The organism is Streptomyces rubellus (genome assembly GCF_036323805.1).
Classification (GTDB): Bacteria; Actinomycetota; Actinomycetes; order Streptomycetales; family Streptomycetaceae; genus Streptomyces.
The window spans coordinates 70,138-86,463 of the sequence record NZ_JAZDCX010000005.1 but is presented as its reverse complement, the minus strand read 5'-3'; the positions used below and the strand labels follow the sequence as shown (position 1 = coordinate 86,463).

At 73.0% G+C, this 16,326-nt stretch carries 11 protein-coding genes and 2 pseudogenes; 8 read left to right on the top strand and 5 right to left on the bottom strand.

What is annotated here, in order from left to right; genetic code table 11:
* Positions 1-193: 193 nt before the first annotated feature.
* The gene (locus tag V1L54_RS07455; RefSeq protein ID WP_330117087.1) at positions 194-1,450 is read right to left on the bottom strand and encodes an NADH:flavin oxidoreductase/NADH oxidase family protein; all 1,257 of its coding nucleotides are present in this window, start codon (positions 1,448-1,450) and stop codon (positions 194-196) included.
* On the bottom strand, positions 1,447-2,472 hold the full coding sequence (locus V1L54_RS07450) for an NAD(P)-dependent alcohol dehydrogenase (RefSeq protein WP_330117086.1): 1,026 nt from the start codon (positions 2,470-2,472) through the stop codon (positions 1,447-1,449). The genes V1L54_RS07455 and V1L54_RS07450 overlap by 4 nt, the downstream gene beginning before the upstream one ends.
* A 165-nt stretch (positions 2,473-2,637) precedes the next feature.
* Between V1L54_RS07450 and V1L54_RS07445 the strand changes: the two genes are divergently transcribed.
* The 3 genes from V1L54_RS07445 to V1L54_RS07435 all read left to right on the top strand — a co-directional run bounded on the left by V1L54_RS07445 (position 2,638) and on the right by V1L54_RS07435 (position 4,138).
* Entirely contained in the window at positions 2,638-3,213 is a 576-nt protein-coding gene (locus V1L54_RS07445) for a TetR/AcrR family transcriptional regulator (RefSeq protein ID WP_330117085.1), read from the top strand.
* Between the two features lie 260 nt (positions 3,214-3,473).
* Positions 3,474-3,725, top strand: a complete 252-nt coding sequence (locus V1L54_RS07440) for a type II toxin-antitoxin system VapB family antitoxin (RefSeq protein WP_330117084.1) — start codon at positions 3,474-3,476, stop codon at positions 3,723-3,725.
* Entirely contained in the window at positions 3,722-4,138 is a 417-nt protein-coding gene (locus V1L54_RS07435) for a PIN domain nuclease (RefSeq protein WP_330117083.1), read from the top strand. Before V1L54_RS07440 ends, V1L54_RS07435 begins: the two co-directional genes overlap by 4 nt.
* Before the next feature lie 90 nt (positions 4,139-4,228).
* Here V1L54_RS07435 and V1L54_RS07430 read toward each other — a convergent pair whose 3' ends face one another.
* Entirely contained in the window at positions 4,229-5,332 is a 1,104-nt protein-coding gene (locus V1L54_RS07430) for an alpha/beta hydrolase (RefSeq protein ID WP_330117082.1), read from the bottom strand.
* A 648-nt stretch (positions 5,333-5,980) separates the two neighbouring features.
* Between V1L54_RS07430 and V1L54_RS07425 the strand changes: the two genes are divergently transcribed.
* Positions 5,981-7,561 (top strand): S8 family peptidase, encoded by a 1,581-nt coding sequence (locus tag V1L54_RS07425; RefSeq protein ID WP_330117081.1) that lies wholly within the window; start codon positions 5,981-5,983, stop codon positions 7,559-7,561.
* A gap of 138 nt (positions 7,562-7,699) precedes the next feature.
* Here the strand turns inward: V1L54_RS07425 and V1L54_RS29435 are convergent, their stop codons facing one another.
* Together V1L54_RS29435 and V1L54_RS29430 are read right to left on the bottom strand one after the other, a co-directional pair.
* A complete protein-coding gene (locus V1L54_RS29435; protein WP_443076541.1) occupies positions 7,700-8,056 on the bottom strand; it encodes an ABC transporter permease in 357 nt (118 codons plus the stop codon).
* Between the two features lie 1,057 nt (positions 8,057-9,113).
* Positions 9,114-10,130, bottom strand: a pseudogene (locus V1L54_RS29430) (ABC transporter permease); the annotation flags it as partial.
* Positions 10,131-10,368: 238 nt separating this feature from the next.
* Here V1L54_RS29430 and V1L54_RS07415 point away from each other — a divergent pair.
* The 4 genes and pseudogenes from V1L54_RS07415 to V1L54_RS07400 form a co-directional block, all read left to right on the top strand.
* Complete coding sequence (locus V1L54_RS07415) at positions 10,369-11,124, top strand: GntR family transcriptional regulator (protein WP_330117079.1); 756 nt, start codon at positions 10,369-10,371, stop codon at positions 11,122-11,124.
* Positions 11,125-11,305: 181 nt separating this feature from the next.
* Entirely contained in the window at positions 11,306-11,533 is a 228-nt protein-coding gene (locus tag V1L54_RS07410) for an SPOR domain-containing protein (RefSeq protein ID WP_330117078.1), read from the top strand.
* Between the two features lie 82 nt (positions 11,534-11,615).
* Entirely contained in the window at positions 11,616-14,132 is a 2,517-nt protein-coding gene (locus V1L54_RS07405; protein ID WP_330117077.1) for a SpoIIE family protein phosphatase, read from the top strand.
* Between the two features lie 435 nt (positions 14,133-14,567).
* A pseudogene (locus V1L54_RS07400) lies at positions 14,568-16,316 on the top strand (ATP-binding SpoIIE family protein phosphatase); the annotation flags it as partial.
* Positions 16,317-16,326: the final 10 nt, after the last annotated feature.

Below are 16,326 nucleotides of genomic sequence, written 5' to 3'. Positions count from 1 at the left end.
TTCTGACCGGGCGTCGGCTTGGTCGAGTGCCCCTGGCTGCGTTGTCGTGCAGGTACCGTCCGTGCTTCGGCGGGACCGGGCCGGGACAGGGGCCAGGGCGCCGACGTACGCGTCGGCGCCCTGGTACGGGCCCAGCGTGGCAGTGGTCCAGGAGCATCAACGAGACCAAACGGCCGAGAAGGGGCCGGAGGTCTTACAGTGCCGTCGATCGCTCTTGACGGTATCGGCGAATCGCGCGGGATCGCCGGTATCGGTCGACGACGAGGGCGGCGACCGGGGCGAGCGTCGGCCCTGAACGGCCGCGGCCGAGACCGTGCAGTCGCGAGGTGATGCTCGCCTGTACCGCCGCCGCGCGAAGGGATTTGGACCGCAGCCGGGAGCGAGGGGCCGGGACCTCGCCGTCCTCGCCCGCGAGCCAGCGGAGGGGGGCGTCGGGCTGTTGCGCGAACGCGGTCGCGACACCGACGAGAGAGAAGCCGCGCGCCACCACGTCTTCCGCGACCCGGGCCCGTCGGATCCCGCCGGTGAGCATGAGAGGAACCGAAGCGTCCGCGACGAGCTCTCCGGCGAGCCTGAGGAAGTAGGCCTCGCGCTCCAGGGTGCGCTCGTCCGCCGGGTGACCGGCCGTGGCGAGTGACTCGATGCTCCCGCCCGACAGCTCGACGAAGTCGGCACTGTCGCCGAGCCACTCGATGACGTGGTGCGCGTCTTCAAGGTCGAAGCCACCACGTTGGAAATCTGCCGAGTTGAGCTTGACGGCGACGCCGAAACCCGGTGACACACGCGCGCGGACAGCCGCGACGACGTCGAGGAGCAGCCTGGCACGGTTGCGGAGGGAGCCTCCCCACTGGTCGGTCCGCTTGTTGACCAGCGGGGAGAGGAACTGGGCGAGCAGGTACCCATGCGCGGAGTGGATCTCGACACCGGCGAATCCTGCCTGCTCGGCGAGCTTCGCCGTGACCGCGAACCGTTTCACGGTGTCCCGGATGTCGCTCGCTGTCATCGGCTCCGGTGCCGGAAAGAGCTTCGAAAGCGGGCCGATGTCCACGGGCACCGCCGAGGGCGCCAGTGCTCGTGAGCCGGTGTCCCGCTGGACGACTCTCCCCGGGTGGTTGATCTGCATCCAGAGCGAACTCTCCTCCGCGGCCGCCGCCCACTCCCGGAAGGGCGCGAGGTCGCTGGTGGCGTCCAGGACGACGTCGGCCGGCTGCGCGACGGCCGACCGGTCGACCATGACGTGTCCCGTCAGCATCATGCCCACACCGCCCCTGTCCCAGGTGCGGTAGAGCGTCACGAGCCGGGCGTCGGGATGGCCGCCCCCGCCCGCGAGCTGCTCCTCCATCGCCGCCTTCACGAGGCGATTGGGGAGAGTGATGCCGCAGGGCAGCCGGAGGGGGGAGGCGAACTCCGGAGCGGTGGCCCGTTCGTGGTCCTGGAACCGGGACGTCATCGCTGGAGCACCAGCTTTCCGGTGGCCCGCCCCGTGCGGCTCTCGTCGACTGCCGCGTTCACGCCCTCCAGCGTCAGCGGGAAGGAACGGGAGACGTGAACGCGGACCCGGCCGCCCTCGACCAGTTCGTTCACACGCCGCAGAAGGGTCCCGGAAGCCTTGAGGAAGACGGGAACGTACTTCGTTCCCCGCGGACCTGCGCCCCGGACCCTGCGAGCGGTGATCGTCGACAGGAGCCGGACCGCGGAGGCGGGTGTGACCACGCCGTCCTCGTCGCGTGCGATCGTCACGAACCGTCCCCCCGGACGCAGGACTCGCCGCGCCCGCGTCCACTGCTCGCGTCCGCCGACGCAGTCGATCACCACGTCGAACGAGTCCGCGCCGAAGCCGGCCGACAGATCGGTCGCGTTCCTGTCGATGACCTCGTCCGCCCCCAGGGACCGCACGAATCCCTGGTTGCGCGCGCCGGCGACACCGAGCACGAAGGCCCCGGCCGCACGTGCCATCTGGACGGCGAAGTGACCGACGCCTCCGGACGCCCCGATCACCGCGACACGGGTGCCGGCCGCGACCCGACCGCGGTCCAGGCAGGTCAACGCCGTCTGCGCCGCAAGCGGGAGCGCGGCGGATTCGGCGAAGTCCAGCCCCGCCGGTGCGTGGGCGAGCAACCGCGAGTGCACATTGACGTACTCCGAGGCGCCGCCTCCGTCGGTCTCGTTGTCGGCGTGCACCCGGTCACCCACCCGGAACGAGGTGACCTGGTCCCCGACCGCGGTGACGACGCCGGCGAGGTCGAACAGCGGTGTGAACGGGAAGCGGCGGCGGGTGATGAGGCGCCGGTTCCCCTCGATCATCTGCCAGTCGATGGGGTTGACCGCTGCCGCCCGGACATGGACCTGCACCTCCTGGGGCCCCGGAGCGCGGACGGGGACCACCTCCGACAGTGCGAGCACGTCGCGGACCGCTCCGTAGCGGCTCTGCACGATCGCTTGCTGGGTGTGTGGCAGTGCGTGGGAGGCCATCGGGGAGTCCCTTCGGGAGAACCGGCCTGCGGGAGGGAGTCGGGCGGTGCGCGCGGGGGCGAGCCCGCGGCTGAGACCACTCCGGCAAATATTGAACTCGCAGTTCAATAATGTACTACATGTTCAATAGCAGCCGGTCGGATCGGGAAGGGCTACCCTTGAGGGGTGGCAAAGTCGTCCGGTGAGTCCAGAGACCCGCGCGTGGTGCGCACGCGGCGCGATGTCATCAGGGCGAGTGCCGCGTCACTGCTGGAAGAAGGCTGGGAGGCGACGACGCACGCCGAAGTCGCCCGCAGGGCCGGGTACTCGAAGGCGACCGTCTACGCGCACTGGCCCACATCCGTCGATCTCATGCGGGATGCGATCGCCTGCATCTGTGAGGACGCCACCCATCCGCCGCCCGGTGGAGATCTCCGCGAAGACCTCCACGACGCGCTGAGTGCGCTGGCGCTGACCCTGTCGGAGGGCCGGTACGACCGGTTGATGGCGGGCGTCATCGAACGCGCCGGCCACGACGAAGGCGCGCGAGACCTCCGGGACCGCCTGTACGGGACCGCCACGACCGGAGTCCGCCGCGTCCTCGCCGCGCACCTCCGGCCCGGTGATGTCGAGCCCTGCCTCGCCATGCTGGTCGGCGCGATCCTCGTCCGAGCGACCTACGAGGGCGAGGCGGTGACCTCCGCATTCATCACCGACATCATCGATCGCGCTCTCGGCCGCACCGCGCTCGAAGAGGGTTGAGTCCTTGGGCGGCAGTCCCGTTCTGGCCGGTGAGAAGGCTTTGCCGGGTGAGATGTCCGGGGCGGCCGCGGTCCCCGTATCGCCCGGCTGTTTGATCGCGGGCGGACGGGCGTCGGCGGCGTTGTTGTGCGCGGAGGCGGCCAGGGTGCCGTCACCCGTGATCAGTCCCAGGAGATCGGCGGGATGCTCAGCAAAATGATATCATTTATGTCTCTGAACTGATATCAGTGTTGAGTCGTCGGGCCGTGGAGGGACAACTGATGGCCAGAACTGTGATCGACCTGGACGAGGAGATCGTCGAGCAGGCGATGCGGCTGTACGGGGCGAAGACGAAGGCCGCCGCAGTGCGTGCGGCCATGGAGGAAGGTGTGCGGCTGCGGCTGCGGCGGGAGCTGTTCGACGCCATTGACGACGGTGAGTTCGAGGACGTGTTCGCGGAGATCCGCTCGCAGACGGGGCCACGAAATCCGGACGGCTCGCTGAAGCGCGAAGGCGGGACCTCGGCGGCGTGAAGGGGCGCTACCTCATCGACAAGTCAGCGCTGGCCCGCCGGGGCAGACCGGCAGTACGGACGCGGCTGGATGCGCTGGACCGTGACGGGCTCCTGGCGGTGTGCGCCCCGACCGAGTATGAGGTTCTGTACTCGGCGCGCGGGAAGTCCGAGGCGCTGCGACTGCGTACCTTGCTCCGTGGGTTCGACCATCTGCCCTGCAATGACGAGGAGTTCGAGCGGGCACTCGAGATTCAGGCCCTGGCCCTGAACGTCGGCTTCCACCGGGCGCTGTCGCTGGCCGGCGTCCTCATCGCGGCAACCGCCGAGCGGCATCGGGCCACGGTCCTGCACTACGACGGCGACTTCGACATGATTGCTTCGGTGAGCGGGCTGCAGGCCGAGTGGGTCGCGGCGCCCGGCACCGCCGACTGAGCGGGGGAACGCGCATGCCGTGTCGGCGTGCCGCGACGGGTGAGGACGGCCCGGGGCCCGGCGGCCGCGGCCACCGGGCCCGCGGGGCGGTCAGTAGCTGTCCGTCTCCGTGTCGACGCCCGGGAACCGCCCGGCGTCGGTCAGGACCGGGAGCACGGACCGGTCGCCCTTCAGGCTGTACGCGTAGAAGGCGCGCAGGTAGGTGACCAGGAGGCTCTGCTGCTGTTCCGGGGTCGGCCGTCCCGCTGTTTCCGGGCAGTCGGTGTCGTCGCCGCCGCTCGGCTCCGGTCCGGCGGTCCACTCGGTGTTGAAGTAGTTGTGGTTGCCCTTGACCAGGCGGAGCAGGAAGCCGTTGGCGCCGGAGTGGCCGCGGGCGTCCTCGAAGTACGACTCGTTGCCCAGCGACCAGCATCCGGTCGAGATCACCGCGAGCGGTGCTCCCGTCACCAGCGTGTCGAAGAAGGTGCTCGGTCCGGGGGAGGCGAGGGAGACCGCCCCGCGGATCCGTACGCCGTCCGGCAGCTCGTCGCGGTTGCCGTCGGCGGCCTGGTACATGACGGCCTCACCGGCCACCGAGTGGCCCATCGTGCCGACCCGGTCCAGGTCGAGGCGGTGCCTCAGGCCGGGAGTCGTCGGCTCGCCGGTGCGCGCGTCGGTGAAGCGGCCGGCGAGCGGCCCGCCACCGGTCTCGGAGAACTGCCCGAGCAGTTCCAGGTGCCGGTTGATCAGACGTGCGCGCTGCGGGGCGACACCCATGTGGTGGTTGAGGCCGTTCGCGTTGGGTGCCACCACCACGTAGCCGTCCCGGGCCAGTGCGTCGGCGAGGTAGTCGTAGCCCCGGTGACTGGGGTAGGGGTCGACGCCGGGCGGGCACGGCCAGTCCCAGTCCTCCTCGCGGGGGGAGTGGCAGGGGAGCTGCTGGCCGTGCATCAGCACGACCACCGGCAGCCTGCCGTCGACGGCGCGCGGGTAGTGGACGACGGCCCGGACCTCGGAGACCCCGTGCCAGTTCGACGGGTCGGTGAACACTTCGTCACCCAGGTCGTACTCGACGACACCGACCGGGCCGGCGGCTGAGACGTCGGCGGCCTCCGCCCGCAGGCCGGGACCGGCCGTCAGGACGGTGAGAGCGGCGGCGAGTGCCAGCGCGACAGCGCCGGGGCGGGCACGTTTTCCACGGAGCGTACGGAGCATGACGAATCCTCGGTCGGGTGGGCGGTGGTGGGTGATCCTCGTGGGCGCCGCGTCGGGGCAGTGCGGTCACGCTCCGCCGGAACGGCGGCGCGGCCCCGGCCCCCGGGGGGCCTCGGGCGGCCGGGAACGACCGGGCTCATCGACTGCTCCCCTGCGCCGGGGCCCCGGGAAGGGGGCGGACTGCTTCACGGGTCGCCCGGGGAGACGGGACGGAGGCGCGGCGGGTTGTCAAAGAGCCGGCAAAGCCGCCGGGCCCTCGAGGGCCCGGCGGCTTTCAGCGGCGTGGGGCCGGAGTGAGCCTGCCCCGGTCGAGGGAGATCCCGAAGGGCACCGGGCACCGGGCGCCGCTCTCCGCGGCGGACCTCTCCAGCCGCCCGGCGCCGGGCCGGTGCCGCCCCGCGGAGAGGTCCGTCCGGAGCGCCGTGCGGCACTCCTCCGGCAGGGAATCCTCAAATTCCTTTTCAAATAAGCGTGTTGACGGCGTGTGACATGTGCGTGTCCTTCAGGGGCACCCCCTTGTGGCATTCCTGTGGAACGGCAAATCTTTGGGGAGGCGAACCGCCGCGCACCGCACGGACCTGGTGCCGCTGGTTTGTCATGCCCATGCGCATCCCGCATCGGCGCAACCCCCACAGGAGGAGGACCCTCATGGCGACGACGCGTCCCACCAGACGCAGGCTTGCCCGAACGGCCGCGGCCACCGCCGCGGCCCTGGCCATCGGCCTCGGCTCCGCGGTGACCGCCGCGGCGGCCCCCGCGCCACCCGCCGAAGGCGTTATCCGGAACGCCGGGGCACCCGGAGCGATCAAGAACAGCTACATCGTGACGCTCGACGGGGAACTGGCCGACGCCGGCTCGGCCAGGGGGAGGAAGCTGGCAGAGAGGTACGGCGCCGAGATCAGGCGCACGTACCACGAGGCGCTCAACGGCTATGCCGTCCGCCTGACGGAGGCGGAGGCGAAGCGGCTCGCCGCCGACCCCGCCGTGGAGGCCGTGACGCAGGACCAGAAGGTGTCCGTCGCCACCACCCAGCCCGGTCCGCCCTCCTGGGGGCTGGACCGGATCGACCAGCGTTCCCTGCCGCTGGACGGCGGCTACACCTACCCCGACTCGGCCGGGGAGGGGGTGACCGCGTACATCATCGACACCGGCGTGCGGATCACCCACCGCGACTTCGGCGGCCGCGCCCGGTACGGCTACGACGCCGTGGACGGCGACACCACCGCCTCCGACGGCAACGGCCACGGCACCCATGTGGCCGGCACGGTGGCCGGCGCCGCGCACGGGGTCGCCAAGAAGGCCGGGATCGTCGCCGTGCGGGTGCTGGACGACAGCGGCTCCGGGACGGTGGCCGGCGTGGTCGCGGGAGTGGACTGGGTGACGCGTGACGCCACCGGCCCCGCGGTGGCCAACATGAGCCTGGGCGGCGGCGCCAACCCCGCGATCGACACCGCGGTGCGCAACTCCATAGCCGCCGGCGTCACCTACGTCGTCGCGGCGGGCAACTCCGGCATGAACGCGGCGGGTTACTCGCCCGCACGGGTCACCGAGGCGCTGACCGTCGGCTCCACCGACGCCGACGACGGCCGCTCCTACTTCTCCAACTTCGGCGGCGTCCTGGACGTCTTCGCGCCCGGCTCGGAGATCACCTCGGCCTGGCACACCTCGGACAGCGCCACCAGCACCATCTCCGGCACGTCGATGGCCGCGCCGCACGTCGCGGGAGCGGCGGCGCTGTACCTGGCGGAGCACCCCGGCGCCACCCCGGACCAGGTAGCCGCGGGCCTGGACGGGACCGTCGTGACCGGTGCGGTCCTCGGGGCGGGCAGCGGGTCGCCCAACAAGCTGCTGGGCGTCGGGGCGGGCGGTCCGCAGGACCCGCCGGGCGTCCGCTTCGAGAACACCACGGCCCATCCGATCCGGGACAACGCCACGGTCGAGTCCCCGATCACCGTCTCGGGGATCGGCGGGCCCGCCCCCGAGGGGCTGAAGGCCGACATCGACATCCGGCACACCTACATCGGCGATCTGCGGATCGAGGTGGTCGCGCCGGACGGCACCGTCCATCTGCTCAAGGACCACGGCACGGGCGGCGGCGCCGACGACGTGGTCGGGCTGTACCGGGTCGGCGCGGGCGGGAAGGCGGCCGACGGCGTCTGGACGCTGCGGGTGACCGACAACGCCGCGTTCGACACGGGCACGATCAACTCCTGGGCACTGCTGTTCTGACCCTGCTCCGCCCCGGATCCGTCGCGGTCCGGAACGCCGGGGGAGACGGGGCGGAGGCACGACGGACTGCCGGAGAGCAGACGAGGCCGCCGGGCCCTTGAGGACCCGGCGGCCTCGCCGCCGGGTCCCGGCGCCGCGTCACTGGTTCTGCGCGACCGCCGTCACGGGCGGGGTGCGGGACGCGCGGACCGCGGGCACCATGCCCCCGGCGGCAGTGAGGAGGGCGAGGACGCAGACCACCAGCGCGAGGTGGCCCGTGGGGAGGCTGAACGGCGCGGTCGCCGCGATCGTGCGCACCACCAGCCACGAGTAGGGCAGGGCGAGTGCCAGGCCGAGTACGCCTCCGAGCACCCCGTGGATCGCGCACTCCACCGTGACGGTGCGGTGTGCCGAGGCCGCGGTGAGGCCCAGGGCGCGCAGCAGGCCGAACTCGCGGGTGCGTTCCACCACGCTGAGGGAGGCGGTGACGGAGACCCCGACGACGGCGACGATCACGGTCAGCCCCAGCACGAGTATCACCGTCGTCCCGACCGTCCGCAGGTCGCTGGAGGAGCCCTGCTGCTCGGCGGGGTCGTGGACGAGGACGCGACCGTGGCGGTCCGCCTGGCCCTCCAGGAGGCCGGTGAGGGCGCTGTCGGCCCGTGACCTGCCCCGGGGGGCCGTCCTCGGCGGCGTCGGCGGTGATCGTCGTGGGAGCGGTGTCCACTCCCATACGGGTCAGGTCCGCGGCGGGTACGTAGATCGAGGCGTGGTAGGGGCCGCTGCCGCGCAGGGTCGCCGCGACGGTGAAGGTGGTGGTGCGCTCCTGGTACCGGACGCTGATCCGGTCGCCCGCCCGCACACCGAGAGCCTGTGCGTACTGGGCGTCCACGACGGCGTGCCCGGCCCGCGGGGTGCCGAGGGTGCCGGTCGCGGTGGGCAGGCCGGAGGCGATGCCGAGCCGGTGCGGGTCGAGGTCGGTGAGCGTCGCGCTGCGGGTGCCCGAGACGACGTCGACGCTGCGGAAGGCCTGCACGCCGGTCAGCTCCGGACGCGCCTTCACCTCGGAGGCCAGCCCCGGAAGAGGGGCGCCGTCGTCCCGCTGCAGGATGTAGTCGGCGGGCGCCTCGACCGCCTGCCTGGCCTGGTCGTAGGCGCGCAGGGAGTCGAGGCACACGAGCGTGACGCAGATGAGGGAGGAGCCGAGCGCGACCACGAGCATGCCGGCGGCGGCCCGGCGCGGTGCCTCCCCGACGCTCGTGACGGCGAGACGCCCCGCCGTGCCGAGCCGGCGCAGGGGCGGTGAGAGCGCGGCCAGGACGGGACGGACGAGTACGGGGCCCAGCGCGCTCAGGGCGAGGAGGGCGAGGGTGCCCGAGACCGTGATGACGAGCAGGGCGGAGAAGCGGTCGATGTCATCGCCCTCCGTCTCGGGCAGCAGACCGCGCTGGTGCCGGGCCAGCGCGGCGGCCCCCGCGGCACCCAGGAGCCCGGCGAGGACCCGGCCGGCGGAAGCGGCCCTGGTGCCGTTCGTGTACTCCGCGGCGCGCAGCGCCTGCATCGGGGAGACGCGTGCGGCGGAGAGCGAGGGGGCGAGGACCGCCAGGACCGCCAGGAGCGCGGTGCCCGCCACGGTCAGGACGGCCGCGGTCAGGGGGAACCCGGCAGCGGGGGAGAGCGGCTGCCCGAACCGGCCGGAGACCAGCGGGACGAGGTGTGCGCATCCCCAGGCGGCCACCACTCCGACGAGACCGGCGGCCAGGCCGACGGCGGCTCCTTCGGCCAGGAGGGCCCGCCGCAGCTGCCGCCCCGTCGCACCGACGGCCCGCAGCAGGGCGAGCTGGCGCACCCGCTGGGCGAACACGATCCGGAAGGTGTAGGCCGCCACGAGGGCCGAGGCGACGACGGCCACGGCCAGGAACAAGGAGACCAGTTCCAGCAGGTCACCCGCGGACGCGGCGGCTTCCTTCTCCTCCGCGGCCCGTACGGCCGTACCGTCGTGCAGCTCGGCGGACGGCACGACGCGGCCGATGTCCTCGCGCAGCCCGTCGGTCACGGTCCCCGACTCGGTACGGATGTCCACCCGGGGGTGGCCGGGGAAGCCGAGCAGCCGCCTGATCCGGAGGTCGGTCGCGTAGCCCGCCGGCTGCTTCTGACCGGTCACGGCGCTGCGGACGACTCCGCTCACCTCGACCTCGGTCGGCAGGGTGCGGTCGGGGTCGCCGGGGTCGACGCGCAGCAGGATGAGCGGGGAGCCGGGTGCGAGCCCGTAGTCCCGGGCGGCCTGCTCGTTGACGGCGATCCGGTCCGGGCCGTCGGGGAAGGCGCCGCGCAGCAGGCGGACCTGCGACAGGGGTCCGGTGCCGGGATCGGCGTACAGCTGGAGGTAGCGCTCGACGGAGCTGCCGCCGAGCGGGGCGCCGTCGTCGTGACGGCCCACCGCCTCCGCGACCCCGGGCAGTTCGCCGATCCGGCGGAGCTCGGCGTCGCCGATGCCCTCCGGGGCGTCGGAGGTGAGCACGGCGGACACCGCCTCGGGGGTGCCCCGGAAGCGCTCCACCGCGGTGGCACTGAGGATCTGCTGGGTCATGACGGTGCCGAAGACGACGAACGCGGCCAGCGGGCGGCGGCTCCCGCGCCGCACCGGGACGTCCCCTCACCGTCCGGGGGGAACGAGTGCTCGGCCCTCGTGGCGCTGTCCTGCAGCGGGGGCCGAAACCTGCCCTGAGCAGCACTTCATCACATCGAGTGAAACCGTGGCCGATTATTGCGCATTGTAACGCTCTGTTGCAAAGCTGTTGCACACCGTCAAGTGACTTGGAGGGCATGTGCCGTTCGGTGAGCAACCCGCGTATCTGCGTGTGGCCGGTGATCTCCGCCGGAAGATCGCCGACGGCACGCTTCCGCCGCACACGAGACTGCCCTCGCAGGCGCGCATCCGCGCCGAGTACGGGGTCTCGGACACCGTCGCGCTGGAGGCGCGGAAGGTGTTGATGGCCGAAGGGCTGGTCGAGGGGCGCTCCGGGTCGGGGACGTACGTGCGCGAGCGTCCCGTGCCGTGCCCGGTGTTCCGCACCGGTTACCGGGCGGCAGGCGGCTCCGCCAGCCCGTTCCGGCAGGAGCAGGCCGACGACCGGGTGGCCGGCGCCTGGGAGTCCCGCAGCGAGCAGGAGGACGCGTCCCCCCGGGTCGCGGAGCGGCTGCGGATCAAGGAGGGGGAGCGGGTGATGCGCACCCGCTACCTGTTCCGGACCGACGGCGAGCCGTCGATGCTCTCCACCTCCTGGGAGCCGCTGGCGCTCACCGGGCGCACCCCGGTGATGCTGCCGGAGGAGGGGCCGCTCGGCGGGCGCGGGGTGGTCGAGCGGATGGCGGCCATCGGTCTCGTCGTGGACAACGTGGTGGAGGAGGTCGGTGCCCGGCCGGGGCTCGCGGAGGAGATGCTGGAGCTGGGCGGGGTGCCGGGGCACACCGTGCTGGTGATCGAGCGGACGTACCGCGCCGGCGGATGCCCGGTGGAGACGGCGGACGTGGTCGTGCCCGCGGACCGCCATCGCATGGTGTACCACCTGCCGGTGCGCTGATCCGCTCCGTGCGCCCCTCCCGCCGATCGCACAGGTGGCCGAAATAATGCCGCATTGTGCCAAGCCGAATGCGCTGAGTGAAGCCCGGGCGTAGGCTCGGGCATATGCGGACCGGTAGATCACCAGGGTGCGGCGCGCGGAGCGGACGGAACGGGGCGCGGTGGAAGCAGGGGGGCGCGCGATGAGCGAGAGCGGGGCCGCGCTCCCCTGGATGGTCATCCGGCAGGACGAGAACGGCAACCGCTACCGCGTCGGCTGCTACGCCACCCGGGCCGAGGCGCAGAGCATGGCCGAGCGGCTGGGCGGGCGCCGGGCGGACGGTTCCGGCGCGGGCGGCGCGCGCGGAGGTGCGGGGGAGCGGCGCTACCTCGTCGAGCGCCTGCGGATCGGGAGCGGTGACCACGTCTGACCCATGCGTGACCGGGTACGGATCGGTTGTCCTGTTTGTCGGAATGTGTGCAGGATTATCGCGACCGAGAAGTCATCCGAGCATGGACGAGGACGGCGTGAGCGACACCCCCAGGGCGTTCCGGAGCGCGGCCGACCGAGTGGCCACCTCGCTGCTCGACACCCTCCGCGTCGGCATCGTCATGTTCGACACCCGGGGGTACATCCTGCTGTGGAGCCCGACCACCGAGGAGATCCTCGGCTGGCCCAGTGAGCACATGATCGGCCAGTACTACGTCGACTACCTCACCGACATCCCCGTCTCCTCCGACGGCGACCTGGTGGGGCCCGGCGACTTCTACTCAGTCCTGAGCCACGAGAAGTACTGGCGCGGCATCCTCCGGGTGCGCCACCCCGACGGCCACACCGTGGAGGTCGAGGGCCGGGCCTCGCTGATCACCCCCGCGGAGGGCAGCCCCTTCATTCTGGCCAACCTCGTCGAGACCTCACGGCTGCGCACCGTGGAGCAGGACCTCGCCGCCCTCGACGCCCTCTTCGCCACCTCCCCGCTCGGCATCGCCGTCTTCGACACCGAACACCGGTACATCCGCGTCAACGAGGCACTGGCCCGGCTCGACGCGAAGCCGGCCGACGAGATCGTCGGCCGGACCGTCCACGAGGTCCTGCCCGGGCACATGGCCGACCAACTCGCCCGGCTGCAGTCCCTGGTGCTCCGCACCGGCCGCCCCGTCGTGGACTCGGTCGTCCTGGCGCCCGACGGGCACGGCTGGCGCTCGGTGTCGTACGGCAGGCTCACCGCACCCGACGGGCGGGTCCTCGGGATCAGCTCCACGGTCATGGACGTCACCGAGCGGCGCGAGGCGCTGGAGAAGATGGAGCGGGCCCGTCAGCGGCTGAAACTCCTGGACGACATCGGGGTCGTCCTCGGCGACCTGCTCGACGTCCACCGGATCGCCGACGCCCTCGCCGGCGCCCTCGTCCCGCGCCTGACCGACTACGCGAGCGTGATGCTGTACGGCGCCGTGGCGCACGGCGGCGAGCTGCCCCGCTCCGGCCACCTGCCGGACACGCCGCTGCTCCAGCTCGGCACCGCCGCCCGGCACCGCGGGCCCGCCGTCGACAGCGTGCTGCGGGTCGGCCGGGAGATCGCCTTCGCCCCGGACTCGGTCTTCGGCGAGGTGCTCGGCTCCACCGTCCCCCATCTGATGCTGTCCGAGGAGGAGCTGCTCTCCGCCACCTACCCCGGTGACCCCACGGTCCGGGTCACCATCGACCTGGGCGTCCACGCGGTGCTGGTCGTCCCGCTGCGGGCCCGCGGCATCATCCTGGGACTGCTGGTGCTCAGCCGCGGCGCCGGCCGCCCCGCCTTCGACCGGGACGACCTCGCGCTCACCATGGAGCTGGCCGGGCGCGCCGGCACCAGCCTGGACAACGCCCGGCTCTACGCCCGCGAGCGCGAGAGCGCCCTGATGCTCCAGCGCAGCCTGCTGCCCCAGCACGTCCCCTCCCCGGCCGGGGTGCGGGTCGCCTACCGGTACGTCCCCGGCGGCAGCCGCGCCGAGCCCGACGCGGCGGCCGGCGGCGACTGGTTCGACGTCATCCCGCTCGCGGGCGGCCGGGTCGCCTTCGTGGTGGGCGACGTGATGGGCCACGGACTGCGCGCCGCGGCCACCATGGGCCGGCTGCGCACGGCCGTGCGCACCCTGGCCGGGCTCGACCTGCCGCCCGACGAACTGCTGCGCCGGGTCGACGAACTCGCCGACGACCTCGTCCAGGGGCCCGACGAGCCGCTGATGGCCACCTGCGCCTACGTCGTCTACGACCCCTCCACCCGGCGGTGCACCTTCACCATGGCCGGGCACGTGCCGCCGCTGCTGCTCCACCGGTCCGCCGGGCACTGGACCGCCGTACCGGTCGAGGCGCCCCCCGGCACCCCGCTCGGCGTCGGCGGGGTGCCGTACGAGTCCCTGGAGACGCAGGTGGAGGAGGGCTCGGTCCTCGTGCTCTACACCGACGGCCTGATCGAGCACCGCGGCGAGGACATCACCGACGGCCTGGACCGGCTGGCCGCCCTGCTCGGCGCGCTTCCGGCCCACCCCCGTCTGGAGGACATCTGCGACCGGGTGCTGACCGACCTGGGCGTCGGGGACGGCGCCTCCCCGGACTCCGGCGGCACCGGCGGGGTGGACGACGTGGCCCTGCTGCTCGCCCAGCTCGGCGGGCTCCCGGAGGGGAGCACCACCTCCTGGACCTTCCCCGCCGAGACGTACGCGGTGCGCAGGGCCCGCGACGCCGTCCGGCGGGCCCTGCGCGGCTGGGGACTGGACGCGCTGGTCGACGACACCGCGCTGCTCGTCAGCGAACTGGTCACCAACTCCCTGCGCCATGCCCACGGACCCATCGGCGTACGGATGGTGCGCGGCTCCTCCCTGCTGGTGGAGGTCTCCGACCCGCTGCCCGTCCCGCCCCGGGAGCGCACCGCCACCGCGGACGACGAGGGCGGACGCGGCATCCAGCTGGTGGCCCGGGCGGCGCGCCGCTGGGGGACCCGGTACGGCCCCATCGGCAAGACGGTGTGGTTCGAACTGCCGCTGCGCTGACGCCTCGTCGTGGGCCCCGCCGCCGGTCACAGCGCTAGCCGGACCACCGGCCACAGCGCCGTTTCCGGCGGTGGAGGGCGCGAAAGTGGATGCGTTCCCACGCCGGTGTCCGCCCCCGAGGGCGTGCCCGCGCCTTGACGCTGTGTCGAGGACACCGGAAAAATTGCGCCACGCCACATCACGTGTCTCCGCTCAGCCGGCGGTGCCGCCGCCGGGCCGGTCCGTACGACCGTCTCGTCAGGCGTGTGGTTCGGGTCGACCCCACCTGGTTAGGAGAGGAGGGAACGGAGTCGGCGCGGATGCTGTCGGACGTGGCAGGGACCGTGCAGTGAACTGGACCGGTGTGTTCCCAAGAAGCCGTACCTGGGAGGATGCTGGACCGGACAGGAAGGGGCGGCGTTGAGCGACATTCCGGCCGAGCCGGGGAAACCGGACGATGTACGCCGTGCCCTGGCCCTGCTGAACGCCGCCGGAGCGCGGATAGGCAACTCCCTCGATCTGGACACCACCGCCCGCGAACTGCTCGACGTCGCCGTCCCCCAGTTCTGCGACCTGGCCTCCGTGGACCTGTTCCCCGAGCTGTTCTCCGGGGAGGACCCCAGGACGTCCCAGGAGGCCGACGCCACCCGGCCGTTGCGCCGGGTGGCCTTCGCCAGCGCCGTCTCGGACGGCCCGATCACCCTCGGCCACCGCCCCGGTGAGGACCTCGACCCGGCCCCCGTCGAGCTCGGCAGCGTCCACCGCTACCCGGCCGGCTCCCCGTACGCCGAGGCGCTGCACACCGCCCGCGTCCAGCGGGCCACCGGCACCCTGGTGCAGTCCACCCTCGCCGTGCCGATGGTCGCGCGCGGCCGGGTGCTCGGCCTGGTGCAGTTCTCCCGCACCAAGGGCAGCGAGCCCTTCGGCGAGCGGGACGCCGCCCTCGGCGCGGAGCTGGCCGCCCGGGCCGCCGTGTGCATCGACAACGCCCGGCTGTACCGCAGGGAGCACGAGCGCGCGCTCATCCTCCAGCGCAGCCTGCTGCCGCCGGACGACCCGGAGGCGGCCGGACTCGACATCGCCTGCCGCTATCTGCCGGGCAGCGCGGCGACCGAGGTGGGCGGCGACTGGTTCGACGTCATCGAACTGCCCGGCCACCGCACCGCCCTGGTGGTGGGGGACGTGATGGGCCGTGGGCTGCGCGCGGCCGTGGCCATGGGCGAACTGCGCACGGCCGTGCGCACCCTGGCGCTGCTGGACCTGGAGCCCGCCGAGGTGCTGGGCGCCCTCGACGAGATCGCCCGGGGACTGGGCGCCCCGCGCGGCGGCCGCTCCGAGTCCTCCGGCCGGTCCGCCGACCTCTCCGAGGTGTACCTGGCCACCTGTGTCTACGCCGTGTACGACCCCGTCACCCGGCGCTGCACCTTCGCCAACGCCGGCCATCTGCCGCCGGTGCTGGTCGAGCCCCGCGACGGCGACGGCGAGCAGCCCGCGCTGCTGCTGGAGGTCCCCAAGGGCGTGCCGCTGGGCGTGGGCGGCGAGCCCTTCGAGGAGACGGAGGTCGAGCTGCCGGACGGCGCCCTGCTCGCCCTCTACACCGACGGCCTGGTGGAGTCGCGCTACCAGCCGCTGGACGAGGGGCTGGAGGCCCTGCGCACCACGCTGGCGGGTCCCGGCCGGCCGCTGGAGGACGTCTGCGACGAGGTGCTGGGCGCGCTGGAGACCCACCACGGCGAGGACGACATAGCCCTGCTGCTGGCCCGTATCCAGGGGCTGCCGGCCGGATCGGTGGGCGACTGGCGGCTGCCCGCCGAGCCCCGCTCGGTGGCCCGCGCCCGTGAGCTGGCCCTCCGTCAGCTCGCCGACTGGGAGCTGGACGACCTGGCCGACACCACGGAGCTGCTCGTCAGCGAACTCGTCACCAACGCGCTGCGCTACGGCGAGGGGGACATCCGGCTGCGGCTGCTGCTGGACCGCACCCTGGTCTGCGAGGTGTGGGACACCGGCCTGGTCCAGCCCCGCCGCCGCCGCGCCCGCGACACCGACGAGGGCGGACGCGGCCTGCAGCTGGTCGACCTGCTCTCCGCGGGCTGGGGAAGCCGGCGCACCCCGCGGGGCAAGATCGTCTGGTTCGAGCTCTGCCTCCCCGAGGACGGGGAGTCCAAGCCGCCGGACATGGCGGAGGCCCTGCTGAGCCTGTTCTGACCGGGTCCGG

Excerpts from the sequence above, each read along its gene's own strand:
- V1L54_RS07455 (WP_330117087.1), bottom strand. The coding sequence starts at position 1,450 with ATGACGTCCCGGTTCCAGGACCACGAACGGGCCACCGCTCCGGAGTTC.
- V1L54_RS07450 (WP_330117086.1), bottom strand. The coding sequence starts at position 2,472 with ATGGCCTCCCACGCACTGCCACACACCCAGCAAGCGATCGTGCAGAGC.
- V1L54_RS07440 (WP_330117084.1), top strand. The coding sequence starts at position 3,474 with ATGGCCAGAACTGTGATCGACCTGGACGAGGAGATCGTCGAGCAGGCG.
- V1L54_RS07430 (WP_330117082.1), bottom strand. The coding sequence starts at position 5,332 with ATGCTCCGTACGCTCCGTGGAAAACGTGCCCGCCCCGGCGCTGTCGCG.
- V1L54_RS07425 (WP_330117081.1), top strand. The coding sequence starts at position 5,981 with ATGGCGACGACGCGTCCCACCAGACGCAGGCTTGCCCGAACGGCCGCG.
- V1L54_RS07410 (WP_330117078.1), top strand. The coding sequence starts at position 11,306 with ATGAGCGAGAGCGGGGCCGCGCTCCCCTGGATGGTCATCCGGCAGGAC.
- V1L54_RS07405 (WP_330117077.1), top strand. The coding sequence starts at position 11,616 with ATGGACGAGGACGGCGTGAGCGACACCCCCAGGGCGTTCCGGAGCGCG.